Origin of the sequence: Congregibacter sp., assembly GCF_047617445.1 — a bacterium.
In the GTDB taxonomy this organism is placed as follows: domain Bacteria; phylum Pseudomonadota; class Gammaproteobacteria; order Pseudomonadales; family Halieaceae; genus Congregibacter.
On record NZ_JBLGBE010000038.1, the window covers coordinates 1 to 17,531 of the forward strand.

At 55.1% G+C, this 17,531-nt stretch carries 15 protein-coding genes, 1 tRNA gene and 1 pseudogene; 9 read left to right on the forward strand and 8 right to left on the reverse strand.

From position 1 onward, the window contains the following. Positions 1-164: 164 nt before the first annotated feature. Together ACI9KD_RS10180 and ACI9KD_RS10185 are read right to left on the reverse strand one after the other, a co-directional pair. On the reverse strand, positions 165-2,684 hold the full coding sequence (locus tag ACI9KD_RS10180) for a TonB-dependent receptor (protein WP_414981059.1): 2,520 nt from the start codon (positions 2,682-2,684) through the stop codon (positions 165-167). Positions 2,685-2,846: 162 nt separating this feature from the next. Further along, entirely contained in the window at positions 2,847-4,304 is a 1,458-nt protein-coding gene (locus ACI9KD_RS10185; RefSeq protein ID WP_414981060.1) for an amidase, read from the reverse strand. A 236-nt stretch (positions 4,305-4,540) separates the two neighbouring features. Between ACI9KD_RS10185 and ACI9KD_RS10190 the strand changes: the two genes are divergently transcribed. The 7 genes from ACI9KD_RS10190 to ACI9KD_RS10220 all read left to right on the forward strand — a co-directional run bounded on the left by ACI9KD_RS10190 (position 4,541) and on the right by ACI9KD_RS10220 (position 10,679). Beyond that, on the forward strand, positions 4,541-4,816 hold the full coding sequence (locus tag ACI9KD_RS10190) for a hypothetical protein (RefSeq protein WP_414981061.1): 276 nt from the start codon (positions 4,541-4,543) through the stop codon (positions 4,814-4,816). 142 nt (positions 4,817-4,958) lie between these two features. Further along, the gene (locus tag ACI9KD_RS10195) at positions 4,959-6,716 is read left to right on the forward strand and encodes an ABC transporter transmembrane domain-containing protein (RefSeq protein ID WP_414981062.1); all 1,758 of its coding nucleotides are present in this window, start codon (positions 4,959-4,961) and stop codon (positions 6,714-6,716) included. A 2-nt stretch (positions 6,717-6,718) separates the two neighbouring features. Then, a complete protein-coding gene (locus tag ACI9KD_RS10200; protein ID WP_414981063.1) occupies positions 6,719-7,756 on the forward strand; it encodes an efflux RND transporter periplasmic adaptor subunit in 1,038 nt (345 codons plus the stop codon). Further along, positions 7,753-9,189, forward strand: coding sequence for a TolC family protein (locus ACI9KD_RS10205; RefSeq protein WP_414981064.1), 1,437 nt, complete (start codon positions 7,753-7,755; stop codon positions 9,187-9,189). The genes ACI9KD_RS10200 and ACI9KD_RS10205 overlap by 4 nt, the downstream gene beginning before the upstream one ends. A gap of 213 nt (positions 9,190-9,402) precedes the next feature. Then, positions 9,403-9,837 carry an FAD-binding protein gene (locus ACI9KD_RS10210; protein ID WP_414981065.1) on the forward strand — a complete coding sequence of 145 codons (435 nt, stop codon included), beginning with the start codon at positions 9,403-9,405 and terminating at the stop codon, positions 9,835-9,837. 19 nt (positions 9,838-9,856) lie between these two features. After that, positions 9,857-10,273, forward strand: a complete 417-nt coding sequence (locus tag ACI9KD_RS10215) for an FAD-binding protein (RefSeq protein WP_414981066.1) — start codon at positions 9,857-9,859, stop codon at positions 10,271-10,273. 154 nt (positions 10,274-10,427) lie between these two features. Further along, positions 10,428-10,679, forward strand: coding sequence for a 2Fe-2S iron-sulfur cluster-binding protein (locus tag ACI9KD_RS10220; RefSeq protein ID WP_414981067.1), 252 nt, complete (start codon positions 10,428-10,430; stop codon positions 10,677-10,679). Between the two features lie 230 nt (positions 10,680-10,909). Here ACI9KD_RS10220 and ACI9KD_RS10225 read toward each other — a convergent pair whose 3' ends face one another. From ACI9KD_RS10225 to ACI9KD_RS10240, 4 genes are all read right to left on the reverse strand, one after another. Then, a complete protein-coding gene (locus ACI9KD_RS10225; RefSeq protein WP_414981068.1) occupies positions 10,910-11,752 on the reverse strand; it encodes an HDOD domain-containing protein in 843 nt (280 codons plus the stop codon). 90 nt (positions 11,753-11,842) lie between these two features. Continuing rightward, positions 11,843-13,051 (reverse strand): EAL and HDOD domain-containing protein, encoded by a 1,209-nt coding sequence (locus ACI9KD_RS10230; protein ID WP_414981069.1) that lies wholly within the window; start codon positions 13,049-13,051, stop codon positions 11,843-11,845. Positions 13,052-13,160: 109 nt separating this feature from the next. Continuing rightward, entirely contained in the window at positions 13,161-13,922 is a 762-nt protein-coding gene (locus ACI9KD_RS10235; protein WP_414981070.1) for a lamin tail domain-containing protein, read from the reverse strand. Positions 13,923-14,046: 124 nt separating this feature from the next. After that, the gene (locus tag ACI9KD_RS10240) at positions 14,047-15,213 is read right to left on the reverse strand and encodes a sulfotransferase (protein WP_414981071.1); all 1,167 of its coding nucleotides are present in this window, start codon (positions 15,211-15,213) and stop codon (positions 14,047-14,049) included. 107 nt (positions 15,214-15,320) lie between these two features. Here ACI9KD_RS10240 and ACI9KD_RS10245 point away from each other — a divergent pair, with 107 nt between their 5' ends. Further along, on the forward strand, positions 15,321-15,554 hold the full coding sequence (locus ACI9KD_RS10245; RefSeq protein WP_414981072.1) for a hypothetical protein: 234 nt from the start codon (positions 15,321-15,323) through the stop codon (positions 15,552-15,554). An 82-nt stretch (positions 15,555-15,636) separates the two neighbouring features. After that, positions 15,637-15,713, forward strand: a tRNA-Met gene (locus tag ACI9KD_RS10250). A 57-nt stretch (positions 15,714-15,770) separates the two neighbouring features. On the opposite strand, the pseudogene ACI9KD_RS10255 reads toward ACI9KD_RS10250, so the two are convergent. After that, positions 15,771-15,899 (reverse strand): annotated as a pseudogene (locus tag ACI9KD_RS10255) (transposase); the annotation flags it as partial. Positions 15,900-15,994: 95 nt separating this feature from the next. Next, positions 15,995-17,530 (reverse strand): SLC5 family protein, encoded by a 1,536-nt coding sequence (locus ACI9KD_RS10260; protein ID WP_414981073.1) that lies wholly within the window; start codon positions 17,528-17,530, stop codon positions 15,995-15,997. Between the last annotated feature and the right edge of the window lies 1 nt (position 17,531).

The following is a 17,531-nucleotide window of genomic DNA, read 5'->3' on the forward strand; positions in this document are numbered from 1 at the left end:
AGGAGTGCGGGCATGACTGTCATGGAGCAGTCAGGAGCGCGCAGCGCGACGCGGAATGACAGTTGTGATCGTGCTCCGATGCCTTGGTGAGGGGGATGTTAGCGATTCGCAGGCAAAAAAATGCCCGCACGAGGCGGGCATTTCAAGCGCTTGTGAAGTACAGCTTAGAAGCTGTACTTCAAACGTGCGCCCCAGACTGCACTCTCTTCCATGACACGGGCGTGTGACCCTGCCAATACCGGCACGTCATAGCTTTGCATATAGATTTCTTCATCAAAGATGTTGCGTCCGTAGGCCATGACTTCCCAATCACCAGTGCGTAGTCCAATACGTAGGTTAACTTTCGTAAAGCTATCAATCACGTCGATGGGGTCGTTGTCACCCGCTGATTGAAAAGAGTCGCGATAGTTGGCCTCGCCCTGGACGAACATTTCCATCTGGCCAATGGGCCGCAGGTACTCAAAGAAAGCGGCCGCGCTGTAGTCCGAGGCATACAGTGAAGGCTCATCAGACAGCGGGTTGCCTGCGGTGATTGAACAATCGGAATTAGCATCCAACTGAATTGCGGTACAGGGACCATCGTCGAAGTCGCTGTAGCTGGCATCAAGATAGGCAAAGTTTGCACCTAAACGGAGGTTATCGGTTGCCTGCCAAAGCGCATCTACCTCAAGACCAAAGATCTCTGAGCCGGATGCATTTTTCACCACAAAGCCAAGGCCCTCGAAGATGGCGGTTTGCAGATCGGTGTACTCGGTATAGAACAGAGCCCAGTTCAGCGTCATGCCGCCATCAAGAAGGGTGTGCTTGCCGCCTAGTTCAAACGCGTCTACCTCTTCGTCTCCAAATTCAAAGTCTTCGTTCGGATTCGTTAAGTCATAGCAAGCCGCAAGGTCCACGGTAAAGTCTGGGTTGGGCGCGCAAGGAAACGTCGTGGGCGCAAGGTCGCCCGGGTTGCCATCATCTGCAGCCGTAAAACCGCCGGATTTAAAGCCCTGAGAAAAGCTCGCGTACAACATGCTGTTATCGGTGACATCCCATTGCAAATTAAATGAGGGCACCAGCGCGTCGGTTGTTCGAGCTTGTCGGTAGTCATAAGCATAGGCGTTGAAGCTCGTCGCCTGAATGGTGTGGAGAAAAAAGCTGTCGCCAGGCGATGTCAGTCCAGAATTCAGGTCCGACAAAAACTGCGTACTGACGACGTCCTTGTTTTCTTCGGTGTAGCGCACACCCACAGTCAGGCGCAAAGTGTCGGTAAAGTTGAAGGTACCCTGACCGAACAGTGCCCAGGAATCTGAATCCAACTGGTAACGGTGGTTTCGGGCGACCTGGTTCATGTTGTAGGCGCCACCTGTTAATGCCGCTAACAGGTTTTGAGGTACGAGTGACGGCGGGGGGTTGCCCGGCGTAACCGCGGAGATAAACTCCGGAAACAGTCCGTCAAAATTGGTATCGATCGTTACGTTACGGTCGAACTCCAGATCGCTTTGGTCGTAATAGAAGCCTGCGACATAATCAAAAAACTCACCGCCGGGGGAGGTAATGCGAATCTCCTGGCTGATTTGCTCAAAGGTCTGGTCATCGTCACGGGAGATAAACTGCAGAGGCAACCAGTCAACGTCCGCGCCGTCAATGTACTGATACTCGGACCAGCCGGTAATCGAAGTGATGGTCAGGTCGCCGACCTGCCAGTCAATGTTGGCCACAATGTTGGTGAGATCATTGTCTGAGCTGTCCTGGTTTAGGCCAATGCCGATGCCGTCTTCAGTCGATCGGCCAAAGCCATTATCTTTAAAGGATGTGAATTCTCTTCCAGTCTCCTCTGTGAAACTTGGGAAGAAGACATCCATGATGCTGTAAGCAGTGTTCGCAAAGGCGCTACGGTTGGGAACAAACTGATCTCGCTCAGCGCTATTCAAGAATACTTTGGTCGTGGTGTTTGACCCGATGCGCTCATAATCGGATTGGGTGAATTTCAGATTGACGTCGATGTCATCGCTGGGCTGCCAGTTCAGAGAGAGTCGATAAGAGAGTTCTTCAATGGAGCCTTCGGGGCGTCCCAAGAGTGTGTTATCCACAAAGCCGTCGGTCTCGCGGTACTTGACGGCAAGCCGGGCACCCACAGTGTCGGAAAGTCCACCGCCCACATGGCCTTCTACAAGGCGACCGTCGAAGGACTCAGCTGAAACCATCACCATGGCGTCGAGCTCGTCGCCCGCCCGCGCACTGGCGGTCGTGATGTTAACGGCGCCGGCAACGGTATTACGACCAAACAGTGTTCCCTGTGGCCCGCGCAGCACCTCTACGCGCTCTACGTCAAGGAATCCTGCGCGGTACTGACGCCCACGGCCCATGTAGACGCCGTCGATGTACATGCCTACGGATTGCTCAAAACCCTGGTTGTTACCCGAGCCAACACCGCGCATATAGATATTGGTGTTTACCGGCGCGTCCGCAATGTGCAGGTTGGGCACAAAGTCAGCCAGTGCGGCCATGTTCGGAATACCTGCATCCTGAATCTTCTCGCCCTGGATTGCAGACACGGAAATGGGTACGTCCTGAAGGCTCTCCGCGCGTTTCTGTGCGGTAACGATTACTTCTTCGAGTACTTGAGCGCCAACGGCGAAAGATTGAGTAGCCAGTGAGACAGCCGCGAGTAACGGCAGCGTGCGATAAGTCGCAGACATGGAAATTCCCCTTGTGATTTTATATTTATCAGTCGTCGAGCTGAGGTGCTCGCAACCTGTCACCGATCGTAGGTAAATTCCCTGCGTGAAGGCAAGTGATTTAATCCGTAATTTTTACAAGGGCATGCACCATGGCGGTGCATGGGTCTGCGCCGGTAGTAGTTAGTCGTTGTAACCCGGCGGCGGTACAAATGCACGGTGGTGAGTTTCTAGCAGTCGCGCAACCGCAAGTGTGGTTCGGTCACCGAGGTAACGGCTACTGATTTGCATGCCCACAGGCAGTCCATCAGCCGTTGTTCCAAGTGGCACAGCCGTGGCAGGCAGGTACGCGTTCAATGTCAGACCGGCCCACTTCAGAATATCTGTGTAGGGACGGTCTTCACCGTTGACCGGGATGACCCGCGCTTGCATATCCGGGTGATGGTCATGCGGGAAAGCAGGCACGTGTGCACAGGGACAGAGCAGTACGTCGTAGTCGCGAAAGAAAGCTTCCCAGGCAACGCGAGTGTGCTGTCGTATCTCGTGTTGGATGATCCAGCCCTTGTGATCCAGCGCGATGCCGCGCATTTGCAGCATGGGTTCGCTCATATCATCTGGGGCGGCGGCCACCATGTCGCGCGCCATTTGTCGCACTTCTTCGGGCGTGTCAGCGCCAATTACGGACATCAGTAGTTGCGTGTAATTCGCATGATTGGCTTGTGGATCAATCGCGGGCCGCGCATTGCGGTCCACAAACGCTCCCAGGTTCTCAAGCGTGCGCGCGGCACTTTCGATGTGTTCCGCAATCGACGTCTCTACGGGGCAAAAGGCATCATCGGCCCACACGGCAACGCGCAGGTGCGAGGCATCGCGAAAGCTCGGTGTAGGAAGCGCGGGCAGGGGGTGTGCGGTGATATCTGGCGCCGGGCCGGCGAGGAGTGCTAACGCTTGTTCCAGATCATCAACGCAAGTCGCCAGGGGGCCCGCACAGGACAGGTCGGGTTCTGACAATACCTTCTCACCCGGAGGGAGATGGCCGCGCATGGTGATTAATTCGTAACTGCTTTTATGGCCGAAGACACCATTGAAGTGACTTGGGGTCCGAATCGATCCGCCGATGTCGCTACCGAGTTCCAGCGGTGTCAGCCCACTGGCCAGCGCGGCGCCTGCTCCGCCCGATGAGCCACCGCAGGTTCGCTCCAGGTTCCAGGGGTTGTTTGTAACGTCGTAGATCTCGTTGAACGATTGAAGGTCTGCGCTCATAAATGGAACGTTGGTTTTGCCAAACACGATGGCGCCGGCGTCCACGAGTCTCTGCACGGGAACAGCATTTTCTTCGGGGATAAAGTCTCGCCGCTCGGGTATGCCGCCCACGGTTACCAGGCCTTCGGTGCACCAGGCATCCTTGATGGTCATTGGCACGCCATGCAGAGGCCCCCAATCTTCACCGTTCGCCGCAGCCTCATCCGCAGCGACGGCTCTGGCAAGAGCGCGATTTGTATCCAGTGCCACGACGGCATTGATGTCCTGGTTAAAGCGCTCAATTCGGTCCAGGTAAAACTCCAGTACTGTGACTGCGGATAGCTTGCCCGCTTTGATGTCCTGAGCGAGTCCAAAAGCGCTGCGATAGAGTATGCTCATAATTGTGGTTCCAGGCGGGCGGATGCGTGAAGGAGCTGCGTAAGCGAAAGCTTATCGCTTGTGTGCTTTAGGGGCTATACCCCTTTCTTGGCAGTGCGGCACTATCTGCAAAGCATCGTCCGGGGGATTCGACGGTTTTTTGCAAGAGTTGTGCCCCCGCAGGGCCCCGGCGGATGACGCTCGCGCAACCAGGGTCTATCTTGAAAGGCGCCAGGGCATGCCTTTGTTAAGACTGAGTGCCGTCACAAAAAATCTATACAACAGCGATTGAAGTTCACGGGACAGGCATAGCAAACGCGCTCGCCTTACAGCAGTTGGGTTACGGCAGCGTGCTTGAGTCCCTTGATGTGAGCAGTATCCGTCGCTGGCTTGTCTGTGCTCCATCGGTGCCTCCCATAGATTATCCAGATGTCGCCAGTGCGATTGTGAGCTGGCTGTCTGCGGGAGATCTCGGGAGTCAGTCTCAACAGGCCTTGAGCGATCGTTTGCGGGCAGAGGTCATGCTTAGTTGACTCCCGCGCAATAATGAGCGGCGCAGGGTCGTGTTCAAGAAGGCGTAGTAAACCCCTGGGTTGGACGGATCTCGCCAAATACCCAACCAAATTGATCGGGTTTACGTATAATGCGCTATCAACGTAAATGGCCCCACGGACTATGCTCGATAAACATTCCGGAGCTGCGAGCTCGCTCTCGTCGCTGTTTGGTTTTTTCTTTGGTATTTTGGCGCCCGAGCGCAGCTATTACTCGCTGGCAATCGTCTATGGCGTGGGTATTAGCCTGCTGTCATTGGCGACGCCAGTATCGGTACAGATGCTCATCAACACGGTGGCAAATATTGGCCTCACCACGCCATTGGTGGTGCTTTCACTGACACTATTCTTCTTGTTGCTTCTGGCCGGTGGCCTGAATGCTTTGCGCATCTACATAATGGATGTGTTTGGACGGCGCTTCTACGCCCGGATGGTGTCAGAAATTGCTCTGCGGACGATCTATGCGCGAAACCCCTATTTTGATGATCGAGGAAAGAGCGCGCTGTTTAACCGTTACTTCGACATCATTATCATCATGAAGATGCTGCCTAACTTGCTCGTGGGCGGGTTCACGATCGTCTTGCAGACGGTAGTCGGCTTTTTACTCGTCTCCTCCTATCATCCAATGTTGTTGGCGTTTAATTCCGGTATCGTTTTGCTGATGTGGGTCGTCTGGTTAATCTGGGGGCGACGCGGTATTCAAAGTGCGGTTGATTTGTCGCACCGGAAGCACCATAGCGCCTCCTGGCTGGAGTCTTTGGGGCATGCGAACGGCTTTTATAAGAGTGAGATGCACATTTCGGAGGCCTTGCGCCGAACAGATGATGTCACCTCCTCCTACATCGAGCAGCATCGCCGGCATTTTCGACACCACTTCTCACAAACACTCAGCTTCTTGTTTATCTATGCCGCCGCAAGTGCCTCGTTGTTGGGTTTGGGTGGTTGGCTGGTGATGAGTGGAGAGCTCTCTCTCGGACAATTAGTGGCTGCAGAGCTTGTGCTCTCGGTGGTGTTCCTGGGCATTTCGCAGTTGGGTATTTACCTGAGTTACCTCTACGACGTTTGCGGGGCCGTCGACGAGTTGTCATTGTTCTTTCAGATTGAGCAGGATATGCCTAGCGGCGCCCATAAACGTATAGACGGCGATTCTTCGTTGAGGTTTAGCAAGGTAGTGGTCGCGCCGACCATCACTCTGGACTTCAAGATTCCGGCCCTGTCCCGAGTATGTGTTTACGCCGATAGTCACCGTGCCCAGCGTGTCTTTACGAATTTAGTGCGCGGTCATGACGCGCCTGACAGCGGCTACATCGCAGTTGGAGGTATGGATCTCAAAGAACTGAAGGCTTACGAGAAGCGCCAGGAAATCATTATGCTGGATCGGCCTAATGCCGTTGAGACCAGTATTCGTGAATATCTGAGGCTGTCAGCCCCCACGACCGAGCCGGTCGACGTTATGCATGTTTTGGAGATCGTCGGCCTGGCTGAGACGGTCACGCAGTTACCCCAGGGTTTAGACACCGAACTGGTAGGCATGGGTTGGCCCTTGTCGATTGTAGAGACGATGCAGCTAAAGCTCGCTGCGGCCATTATTTCTAAACCCAGAATTCTAGTGCTAACGCAAGCTTATGACGCCATGCCGGAAGTACTCTTGCTGCGAGCGATGGATGCTCTTCAAAAGAATTGTGAAACCACCATTGTGTACTTTACCTACGAGAACATCGATCTGCGTTTTGATCACTACCTGCGTCTCGGCTATGAGCAGCAGGTCATGGTCCGGGACTATCAATCGTTGTGCGAGCTCATGGGCCTCGAAGAGCACCCGCTGCGCAATCCTCTATCAATCTACGGCGAAAACGCCGCAGAATTGAACGAGGACCGCTAGTCATGGCTTTGTTTGATTATCACAACGAAAAGTTCACTGCGCTCAATGCCATCGGAGTGCCTCGAGTGGCTCGAGCAGTTGGAATTGGTTTGCTGTTTTTCTTTGCTGTGGTGGCTTTGTTCTTGACCTTTGTACCCTGGGTGCAGACCGCGAGCGGCCCGGGAAACGTGACAGCGCTGAATCCTAACGACCGCATGCAGGAGATCAATGCGCTGGTCCCGGGTCGAATCCAACAGTGGTATGTCCGCGATGGGTCCCGAGTGCAGTTGGGTGATCCTATTGTTCAGATTGTCGATAACGATCCTCAGCTACTAGAGCGTTTGCAGGCAGAGCGCGGGCAGGTGATGGCAAAGCTTACCGCGGCGGAGACGGCTTTAGAGATTGCTCAGATTGACAAGCGACGCATGGAAAAGCTGTTTGACGAAGGTTTGTCGGCGCGTCGGGAATATGAGCAGGCACGGATCAGGGTCGAGCAGCTGCGTGCAGACGTAGCGCAGGCTGGAGCAGAGTTGAGTCGTGTAGACGTCAATCTTTCCCGGCAGTCCGTACAGATTGTGCGGGCACCCCGCGATGGCACGATTTTGCGCGTAAACGCCGGCGATGCGGCCACGTTTATCAACGCAGGGCAGGTGGTTGCCACTTTTGTACCGGATAACGCTGACCGCGCTATCGAGATGTTTGTTGATGGCCGCGATATTGCGTTGGTTCGAGACGGCGCAAGGGTGCGTATTCAGTTTGAAGGCTGGCCCGTGATTCAGATAAGCGGTTGGCCATCGGTGGCGGTGGGTACCTTTAGCGGCCACGTCATTGCTATCGATCCCAGCGCTCAAAGTAATGGTCGTTTCCGAATTCTTGTCGAGGAAGATGAGGGCACGGGTGTGGCATGGCCGGATCGAAGGTTTGTGCGTTTTGGATCCAAGGCGCGAGGCTGGGTGCTTCTTGATGAGGTCTCGGTGGGTTACGAAATCTGGCGCCAGATGAACAACTTCCCGCCGAATTTTCCGGGTCAGGGTGATCCCATGGTGATGCCACGCCAATGAAAACGCGTACGCTACTTTTGCTTGCGCTAGCTTTTACGCCAGGGGTGCTCGCAGACGTTCCTAATGCAGAAATGCCCCTGTTGCCGGAAGAAGTGTTGGCTGCCTCCGAGGAGCACTTTCCGTCGATTCTTGAGGCACTGGCCCAGCGCCAAGTTGCCCAGGGGCGAGTTACAGAGTCTCTGGGTGCCTTTGACCTGGTTTTTGGGGCTGACGGTTTTGATCGTGTGGACGGTTTTTATGACGGTACTGTCCTTAGTGGCAAAGTGTTGAAGCCGCTGCGTCCACTAGGCGCGCAGTTATACGGCCAGTATTCGCTGTCTAACGGTGCCTTCCCCATCTACGAAGACGACTACTTCACCAATAACGGCGGTACCGCAAAACTCGGTGTTTTGTTCAGTATGTTTCGCGATCGCGATATTGATTCCCGGCGATTTGGTCAGATCGATGCCGAGCTCGCTTTGGTACAGGCTGAACTTGATGTATTACTGACCAAGGTCGGGGTGCAGCAGCGGGCACTGGCGGCCTATTGGCGTTGGGTGGCTGCGGGGCAGGAGCTGGCCGTTTACGACAATTTGCTTCGTATAGCGCTAGAGCGTGAAACGGGTCTTGAGCGGGAAGTCAGTAGCGGTCGTCGCGCGGCTATTTTTATCACCGAGAACCGGCAGAACATCACCCGGCGACAGACGCTTATGACGGCTTCGCGGCGAGATTTTCAGATGGCAGCTAACCAGTTGGCTTTTTACCTTCGTGATGAAGCCGGAGAGCCTCTCATGCCTGGTGTGCAGCGTTTACCTTCCGAAGAACAATTTGGCATATTGCCTCCTTTACCTACGGTAGACTCCTTGGACGTGTCCGCGGTGCTGGAGCAGCGTCCTGAATTGCGGATCCTGCAGACCGGCGCTGAGCGAGCCTTGCAGAAAATTTCGCTCTCCGAAAACGAGCTAAAGCCACGTCTGGATTTGAATCTTGAACTCGCGGAGGGCTTTGGTTCCATCGGTGAAGGCGGGGCGTCGAGAGACGGGACCGACGCTATTGTAGGTTTTACTTTTAGCGTACCCCTGCAGCGGCGTCAGGCAAAAGGCAAGATAATTCAGGCTAGAGCTGAACTGGAGTCCCTTAGGCAAGAGCAGCGTCGTCTGGAAGATCAGGTCGAAATAGAGTTGCGGAATATTCTGCTGGAGCTGGACACCGCGAGACAGCTCATGGATCTGGCAAAGCAGGACGTGGAGTTATCCGAGACTATGCGCCGTGCCGAGGTGCGACGGTTTGAGCAGGGGGCCAGCGATTTCTTTTTAGTGAACATCCGCGAAGAGACGGCCGCCGATGCGCGCGTTCGTTTCTATACGGCCTACCAGAGAACGCGTGTTGCCCAGGCCAATTTTGATGCCGCAACGGTCAACCTGTCACGTCTGGGAATCGACGAGACGTATTGAACACTCAGTTGGCCTTTCCTTGCGACAGGTCAACAACTCTTGCTCGTACAGCATTCATACTCCGTGCCTGATAGGTAACAAGGGTCTTACTGGCTCTGGGGCGAGTTTTGCTTGCTAGCACTCTCTGATAAACGATGGCCGGCCTGGCTGGATTTCGTTCAAGGTTTCACAGGTTTACTGCTGGTCCTTTTTATGTGAGCGCATCTGTTTGCTGTGTCGAGCATTCTGCTGGGAAAGTCTGCGATGTTTCGGGTTACGCGGTTTTTCGAGGGTTTTCTGTTTTTTGATACGTCACAGCCCTGGTTAGTGAGTCTGGTTCCCGCAAAACGCTCACACTCGGCCGCAGCCCAGGGTGGTATGCAAGCAAGCCTTGGAAATACCGCAAAGGGTCGCGGCGACAGCGAGAGCGTGCACTTTGCCGATACGGTGCGAGGGAGTGATTGGGGCGCGGATCAGCAAGTTGTTCGAATGTTCGCAGTAACTGCGCCTAAGGCCATTCGAGAGCTCGCGGCTTGGGGTGTGCCCTGGAATCGCGTGGAGCGAGGCGATCATGAGGTGGTGGTGAATGGTGAGCGCGTCACTATTACGGAGTCCGATGCTGCACACGGTCTGATCACAGCGCGTAACTTTGGCAGCACGGCGCAGTAGCGCGCAAGTTATGTGTCGGATGGCACGGGCCACCTGTATTGCCACTGGAGGATTTGGTCGCATCTACCGCGTGTCCACCAATGCCATTATCAATGAGGGTATGGGGGCGGCCATTGCGCTGGAGAGTGGGCGCGGGGTACTGGGTTATATGGAGGCCGTGCAGCTTCATCCCACGGGAGATCAGGAGGCGACATTGCGTTATGAAGAGGTCGACGTGACGCATATGGAGTTACCTCCGGGGTGGCGCGGCTACGGTGCGCAGGATTTTATTGAGCATCCAGACAGCGCCCTGAGGTTGAAGGATGTCGCGGCGGTTTGCGACCTTCACGCCGAAGGCGAGATGCGTCAGGAGGCATTGATGCCTTTTCGCAGCGAACTTCCGCCGCGTTATCGTAGTTTTAATCAGCGTCCGCAGCTGGGGGATGACGCCCCATGAAGCAAAAGGAGACAAGTTCGATGTTGGCCAGTGACCGGTCCTCCTGTGCCAAGGGCGATCTATTCACTTTGGAAGTATTGCGATGCAATCCAGAGCATCCATCAGAGAAGCCTCATTGGCAGAGTTACTCGGTGGAGCTGACTGAGGTGAGGGTATGACTCTGTTTATTGCACTTTCCGAGATTCGCGAGCAACAGGATCCCTTCTTACAGTTTGATTTTGTGTGCCGAGCCGGGATCTGTGGGTCCTGCGCCATGTTGATTAATGGTCGTCCGGGCCTGGTATGTCGAACCCTTTTATCGAGCTTGCCCGATCCCACACGTCTTGCGCCGTTGCCCGGATTTGCGCTCATTGGCGATTTGTCAGTGGATACCGGCCGAGCTGCGTTTGAATCCCCGGGACGATAGGGACGATGCTGCGTTTTATGAACTCATAGGAGACGACGATGGCGTCTTCGGGTGCATGAGCCTACTCGGCTGTGAGGATGTCTGTCCCAAGGACTTGTCTTTGGGGATTCGGATCACGTATTTGCGTCGGGCGATGCTCCGTGAAGCGTTGTAAGCGCGCACCAGCTTAGCGCGGAGCGTCCCAACTCGATTCGCAAACTTCGGGACGCTGGGGCTTTGGTGGAGCGTTTTTAGCCGCTTAGCGCGTCTATCATTGACTGTATTTCTTCTTCGTGGTCTTCGAGAGTTTGTGCCAGCTTGTCGCCGTCCATTCTTAATCTGGCCAGGGCGTCCAGATCACCGAGTTCGCTCGCTACCTTGACTCCCGCTCGGGCCAGAACGTTGGCGATAAACAAAACGTCACTGACACCTGCTGACGCGATTCGGTCGCGCTCCTTGAGTTCTTGCTCATCAACGCCTACGGCTATGGATTCGGGGAAGTCCCAAGATTCCACGATCGCGCGTGCTACGCCGGTGTGCCACTGAGCCAGTAGCTTGTCCACGGCTTCACGATCCGTGAAAAGTTCCGTGTGATCGGCAGCTTTAGTCAGTATGTAGAACTTGCCCACAGCGTGCAAAAGGCCCGCAAGCATGGCTTCATCGGGGTTGCCGGTAAAGCGACTGTTCTTTGCTAATACGTAGCTCAGCGATGCGACTTTCACGCTGTGCAGTCGAAGCTTGTTGAGGTCTGCAAGAAATGGACCGCCGCTGGGGAAGGTGAAGGCTTCGCGCGCGGCGAATGATACCGCGGCGTTTTGTACCATTTCCATGCCGACCCGAGAGATAGCGGTGTTGATGTCCGTTACTTCCATAGGGCCCCGGCGCATCATCGCCGAGTTGGCCATGCGCATGAGTCTCGCAGCCAGGGCTGGTTCGCTTGCAATAATGACTCCCAGAGAATTGATATCGGAGTCTGCATCGGCCACGCATCGTTGTACGCGCATGGCAGTGTCCGGGAAAGGCGGAAGATCAAATTCGCCGGCTGCTAGCTCTACGCCAAGCTGACGGACAAATTCAAATGCCGGATTACTCATTGTCGCTATTCCTCGGGTTTGTAACTCTTACGAACGTAAAACGCGAATTAGTTTAGCAGTAGCTGTAAGGCCCTGCGGCTTTCGAGCTCTCTAAGCCTTGGCCATTCCCGCCAAAGTCTCATCGGCCCATTGTGTCGCCGTCTGGTGAAGGCTGGCGATGATCGGTGCCGGTATCTCAAATGGATCGAAACTCGAGAGTTCTCCAAGCTCCAGTGCTTTTGCCAGCGCCAGAGACTGGCCCTTAATGCCAAGCTCTTGGCTCAGGGCGTCGCGAAGTTCCTGGGGAATGGCCAAGGTATTAATGACCTCTTCAAGAGGGGCATCCATCAACGCATCAAGCACTGAGAATAGGCCCACGGTAAAAAATGCGTTCGCGTCGTCCTGATTCGCTTCTTGCGCCAACAGTTCCATAAATTTAGCGCGCACGAGTGTCATGGTGACCAGCTCCCCGGGCTTGTCGTCGAGCTTGGCCATGATCAAAAGGGTTACCCATCGTCGGATGGTCTCTCTACCGATGTACACCACGGCCTCACGGATAGACTCAATACGTCGGTTGAGTGCGCCGGCCGGGGAGTTGACGTAGTTCATGGCGCGTACAGAAATAGCCACGTCACGACTCACGAGGTCACTAAGGGACTCGATGTCTGTTTCGGGATTGTTGATTTTGGACATGAGCTGAAGGACTGCCAGTTTGTTCGGCGCAAGTCGCTTACCGCGAACTACCTTGGGCTTAGCAAAGAAGTAGCCCTGAAAGTAGTCGCAGCCGAGAGCTTTTAAGGACTCGAATTCTTCGTTGGTTTCGACTTTCTCTGCGAGAACCTTTACCCCAAGTTTCTTTAGGCGGGTAATTTCAGTGTTCCAATCCTTTGGGGCGATCTGTGGAATTTCGAGTTTCACGATGGCGACGTGACGAAGTGCATTGTCAAAACGAGAGTCGTAGACAAAGTCATCCAGCGCCAGGGTGTAACCACGATCACCTAAGCCGGCCATACCCTCAATGACGGCGTCGTCAATTTCTACATGCTCCAGTACTTCGAGCACCACATTGTCTGGCGCAAATGGCAGGAGATCGGGCTCTACGAGAAACTTTCGGGGTAGATTGATAAAGGCGGGTCGTTTGCCCACCAGTCGTGACAGACCGACTTCTTCGCTGGTGCTCAACACCTGCGCCGTGGCTGCGTCATCGTCCAGGTCTTTTGGCGCAGCCCCGGTGTCTGAGCTGCGAAAGAGGAGCTCGTAGGCAAAGACCTTCAGGTTTCTGTCGAAGATGGGTTGTCTGGCGATAAAAAATTCGGACATGTACAGCGGCTCTTAAAACGACTTATCTGCTTAACCGGCCCGCCAATACGGAGACCGTGATCTCAGCCGTAAGTTTGAAGGCTACGCTGATGCTAGGGAAGGGCGGAAGTCACATTTTTGAAAGAATGCGGGGGGGCTGTGCCTTGGGAGCCAAGTTCGCGGAGAGGCGTTGTGTTGTCCTGCGTACTCTGAGCATCACTGCCCCTGCGACAAGCAGAGCGATACTCGCGGGCGCAGGCACCGTAATTGGGGTTGGAGACAAGGCGCCCCAGGAGCCTGGGCTAGGGCTTTGAGCTTTCCAGTTGCTAGCAATACCGGCGTCTAGCGCGTCGGTAATGAGTTGAAGCGAGTCGCCGAGGCCGTCGGGGCTCCGTGGCCATGGCGCGGTATCGTCATAGCTGATGGACCAGACTTCGATACCTGCCGCGTCCGCGAGCGTGAGCGTCTCACCGCTATTGGATAAGGCACCAGAGAAATCGAAAATGTCTCCCTGGTACTCGGGAAACGCTTCGAGGAACCCGCTGGGGTCTCGAGCAATAAGCAATGATGTTGCCGGAGCTAGTGTTTGCCCCTGTGCGAAGCTGTAGTTGATACCTTGGGTAAACTGCCAGGCGCTGAGATCTAAGGTGAACTCTCCTGGGTTAGTCAGTTCTATGAACTCATCGGGATCACTCCCATTGGCGAGGCCGTTGTAGTGAATCTCAGTGAGAATCGGTCCCGCTAAGGCCGTGTTTATTGCAGCGAGCATAGCCCCAAGTGCCCCAAGGGCCAATTTTGCTTTGCTGGGTTTGAGTCTTTTAAGTCGTGAAGGAATTCTTGCAAGACTGTCTTTTGCGGAGCTGTCTAAAGTCGGATTTTGAGAGGTCATCATGAGCCAGGTTTTTGCCGGAGTGAAAACACAGGATGGCAAAACTTTGCGGTCTAGTGAACGTCATTAGGGATCAGGATTTATCGTATGTGCGCAGGCCTTAATCGCGATGTTTGCCTGCGGTTACTTAAGATCCGAGTACTAAGGATGATGGATCAATAGCCCCTGTGCGGGTGTAGCCAAAGGCTCTGAGACTGTGTCCTGCGAGTTTCCAGGCAAGTGCGGCTTGAGAGCCGGATAAGGCGCCCTGCCATTCGCCGGAGCTGCCCTTTCGAATCTGATGGTTTGCTGATTCGCCAGGAATTCTACCTTGTGTGACTGTGGCAAAATCCGTGGCGTTTTTTACGTTCTCAATGATTTCCGTTGTTGCGTCAAGTCCGAGTTCCACAAATAAAGCACGGCAAAGCGTTGTAAAGTTAGAATGTAGGTCTTCGTAGCGCAGCACTGTAATCTCACCTCGACGCGCATGTTCGGCAAGCTTTGCTGACCGCATAGACCATCCGAGTAAGCGACGCAGGTAACTCGCATTTTGAGCTCGCCAGGGCGCCTCTCGCTTGCGCATCAAGTGCTCGAAGTGTCGCGCAGAAATGGCCGCATCGCGGCCGTCTCGTACAATGGCAATAGTTCGACTACCCGGAGACGCTTTTTTCAAAGCGGTAAGTTGCATCAGTTGATCGGCGGCTTTGGTCGCAATGCGAGATCCCGGGATTGTTTGTGAGCGCAGCGCTTCAAAAAACAGTGTGGGGATTTGCTCGGTTTGGCTGCAGTCTCTTACCGCCTGCATGAGGGTGAGCAGATCGTTATGGCGAAAGCTTTGTACGCCAAGCTTGTCGGTATGGCGTGTCGGGTCTATGAGCGGTGCGGCGCTGGGTCGCAGACGATAGTCACCCAGAGCAAGAAGCTGCTCTAGAAGTGCGCTTAGATCTTGTGGATTGAACTGCTCAATTTGCCTTTGTTTATCTGCCCCCATGATCGGTATCCAACCCCGGGCCAAAAACATCTCCCGAAAAACATCCTGCGGGGGCCGGTTCGCAGACTCCTCACGACGCTGTATCCAAACATCATTTTTGGGACGAGGTCGGAGGTAGTCCAGGCCTGCAAGGGGGAGGGCAAGTGCTCGTCGATGCGGTGCATACACAGCGCGTATTGCATCAAATTCCCGCCACCCAACGACCTGCGGGTGCGCTGCGAGCATGTGTAGTAGCCAGGACGTGCCGCACTTATACATACCCACAATGTGGATCATATCCTTGTGGTCTGGGAGTGTAGGCGCTGTCGTTGTATGTGCACGCATGGAGCTTGGGTGTTCGTTCAGGCGGCGATGGTGCTCATCATACGTGAGCGCGTACCAGGTCTCCCTGGCTTAGATTGCTAACAGAGAGTATTGCGCAAGAATTGCAAATGAGAATCGTTCGCGTTAAAGTGGTTCATCTCGAAGTATCGGAAGGAGAAACCACGATGGATGTTGCCAATAGTAGCAATAGTCTACGCTGTGTACTGAGTGAGCCCCTCGTTACGGCACTTCTCAGGAGCGGGGTGCTGCAGGCAGAGCAATTGGGCTGCCTCGATGCGCCATCGAGTGATCAGCTAAAGCGCATCGTGCTTCGAAGTTGCAATGATGCGGATCGACCTTAGTCTCTTGGCCCCAGAGGTTGACTTGAGCGGGGCAAATGTAGAGAATTCGCGTCCCCCGCAATGGGGGTCTGCAAAACCTTGTGGCTACGTAGCTCAGCTGGTTAGAGCACAGCATTCATAATGCTGGGGTCGGTGGTTCAAGTCCACCCGTAGCTACCAATTTATACTTTGTAAATCAGAGCTCTACCCAATTAGCGGGGGATAGACCGGTTTTCACTAAACACGAGTGATAATGCCATCCCAACCACAATGGGTTAAGACCCGTAGTCGGTCATTCTCAAAGTTTCTAAATCCGTACGCTCTGCGACTGATCATTTCCATCTTGTTATGGAAGCCCTCAGCGATCAGGTCGGGTATGTCACCGGGCAGATCATCGGCGTCGATGGCGGCCCCAGCGCCTGAGGCCGGGCAGCATGCGCTGAACCCGGCTACGGCCGCGCTCAGGCCAGCCAGGCGACAATCAGCAGCGTCACACCGATAAGGCCGTAGGCACAGCGTTTCAGTCCGGGAGAAAGGGGCGCATAAGCCGGTTTGGCGGATTCTTGCGACGTCTTCTTTTGGCCGTCACCGACGAGCTGCCAAAACACGATAAACACCGCTGTAGCCGCGCAGAGCAGTCCCGCCACGATTGTGAAGTGGACGCTGTGCCAACCCAGTTGCGCCGCGATAAATACCAGGGCCGATAAAGCGTGCCCGGTGATCAGGCCGCGCCACGCCGCGTTGGCCGAAATACTCTGATTGCTCACGCCGATCAAGAACACCGCGACAAGCGGCGGCGTCACGTAGGCGAAGGTTTGCTGCAGATAGGCGAAGAGGCCGGAAAAGCGATCAATCATCGGCGCCCAGAGCGCGGCGAGTAACATCAGCCCCAGCGTGCAAAACCGCCCCAGTCGCGCGATCGATCGGGAGCTTATCTGCGGCCGCGCCGGCTTTACGAAGTCCACCATGATCAAGGTTGATGCCGAGTTCAGCGTGGAGTCCACGCTGGACATGATCGCGGCGAGGAGTCCGGCGATCAGCAGGCCCGCAACGCCCGGGGGCGCGAAACGGCGGATCAACTCTGGAAACACCTGATCGGGACTGTCAAGATCCGGAATCAGGAGCACCGCCATAGCGCCGGGAAATACCATGATAAACAGAGGAAGTAATTTTAGCGCAGCGGCCAGTATAGAGCCCCTGGCGGCTGCCGTGATATCCCGCGCCCCGAGAAGGCGCTGCGCAACATACTGATTCATTGTCCAGTAATAGAAGCCGAGAACCGGTAGGCCGATCAGAGTGCCGAGCCAGGGTAGCGACGGGTCGTCGATGGGTCTAAGCAGTGAGAGGCGTTCGGGTCCGAGATCGCGGATGATGCGCGGGAAGTCGAAGTTCAGCTCTGCGAGTACAAGCCAGGTCAGCAATACGGATCCGCCCAGTAAGACCAGTGACTGCAGGACGTCGGTGTAGGCGACCGCGCGCAGACCTCCTGCCGTTGTGTACAGACCGGCCAACAACGCCAGTGCAAAAATGGTTGGCGCTAGAGTGAATCCCGGCACAAAAAGCATTACGACGATCGCTCCGGCGTACAGGCTGCCGGCCGTATCGAGGGCAACGCTCAGGAACAGCGAGCACGCTGAGAGATAGCGCCGCAGTCGGGGATCGAAACGCTGCTCGAGAAGCTCTGGAATCGTCGAGAGTCTCTGGCCAATGAGTCTAGGCAGCAGGAACAAGGCCGTGAGGACAAGCACCAGTGCGGCCATCCACTCGTAGTTCGCGACGGCGATGCCATATTCCCAGGCAGCTCCAGGTAGGCCGATCAGGGTGGTAGACGAAATATTGGAAGCGAACAGAGAGAGCCCGATCACCGCAGGCCCAAGACTGCGACCGGCGAGGAACAGTTCGTCGGTGTCGGGAGAACGCCGCATGACGCGCAGGCAGATAATCAGTAGCGCCGCGGCATAGGCGCCAATTACCAGCCAGTCGATGGTGCTCAGCATG

Bases quoted from the DNA above. Each gene is read 5' to 3' on its own strand.
- ACI9KD_RS10245 (WP_414981072.1), top strand. From the start codon at position 15,321: ATGAGAATCGTTCGCGTTAAAGTGGTTCATCTCGAAGTATCGGAAGGA.
- ACI9KD_RS10235 (WP_414981070.1), bottom strand. From the start codon at position 13,922: ATGATGACCTCTCAAAATCCGACTTTAGACAGCTCCGCAAAAGACAGT.
- ACI9KD_RS10185 (WP_414981060.1), bottom strand. From the start codon at position 4,304: ATGAGCATACTCTATCGCAGCGCTTTTGGACTCGCTCAGGACATCAAA.
- ACI9KD_RS10200 (WP_414981063.1), top strand. From the start codon at position 6,719: ATGGCTTTGTTTGATTATCACAACGAAAAGTTCACTGCGCTCAATGCC.
- ACI9KD_RS10195 (WP_414981062.1), top strand. From the start codon at position 4,959: ATGCTCGATAAACATTCCGGAGCTGCGAGCTCGCTCTCGTCGCTGTTT.
- ACI9KD_RS10240 (WP_414981071.1), bottom strand. From the start codon at position 15,213: ATGCGTGCACATACAACGACAGCGCCTACACTCCCAGACCACAAGGAT.
- ACI9KD_RS10225 (WP_414981068.1), bottom strand. From the start codon at position 11,752: ATGAGTAATCCGGCATTTGAATTTGTCCGTCAGCTTGGCGTAGAGCTA.
- ACI9KD_RS10260 (WP_414981073.1), bottom strand. From the start codon at position 17,530: ATGCTGAGCACCATCGACTGGCTGGTAATTGGCGCCTATGCCGCGGCG.
- ACI9KD_RS10215 (WP_414981066.1), top strand. From the start codon at position 9,857: ATGGCACGGGCCACCTGTATTGCCACTGGAGGATTTGGTCGCATCTAC.
- ACI9KD_RS10205 (WP_414981064.1), top strand. From the start codon at position 7,753: ATGAAAACGCGTACGCTACTTTTGCTTGCGCTAGCTTTTACGCCAGGG.
- ACI9KD_RS10180 (WP_414981059.1), bottom strand. From the start codon at position 2,684: ATGTCTGCGACTTATCGCACGCTGCCGTTACTCGCGGCTGTCTCACTG.
- ACI9KD_RS10230 (WP_414981069.1), bottom strand. From the start codon at position 13,051: ATGTCCGAATTTTTTATCGCCAGACAACCCATCTTCGACAGAAACCTG.
- ACI9KD_RS10220 (WP_414981067.1), top strand. From the start codon at position 10,428: ATGACTCTGTTTATTGCACTTTCCGAGATTCGCGAGCAACAGGATCCC.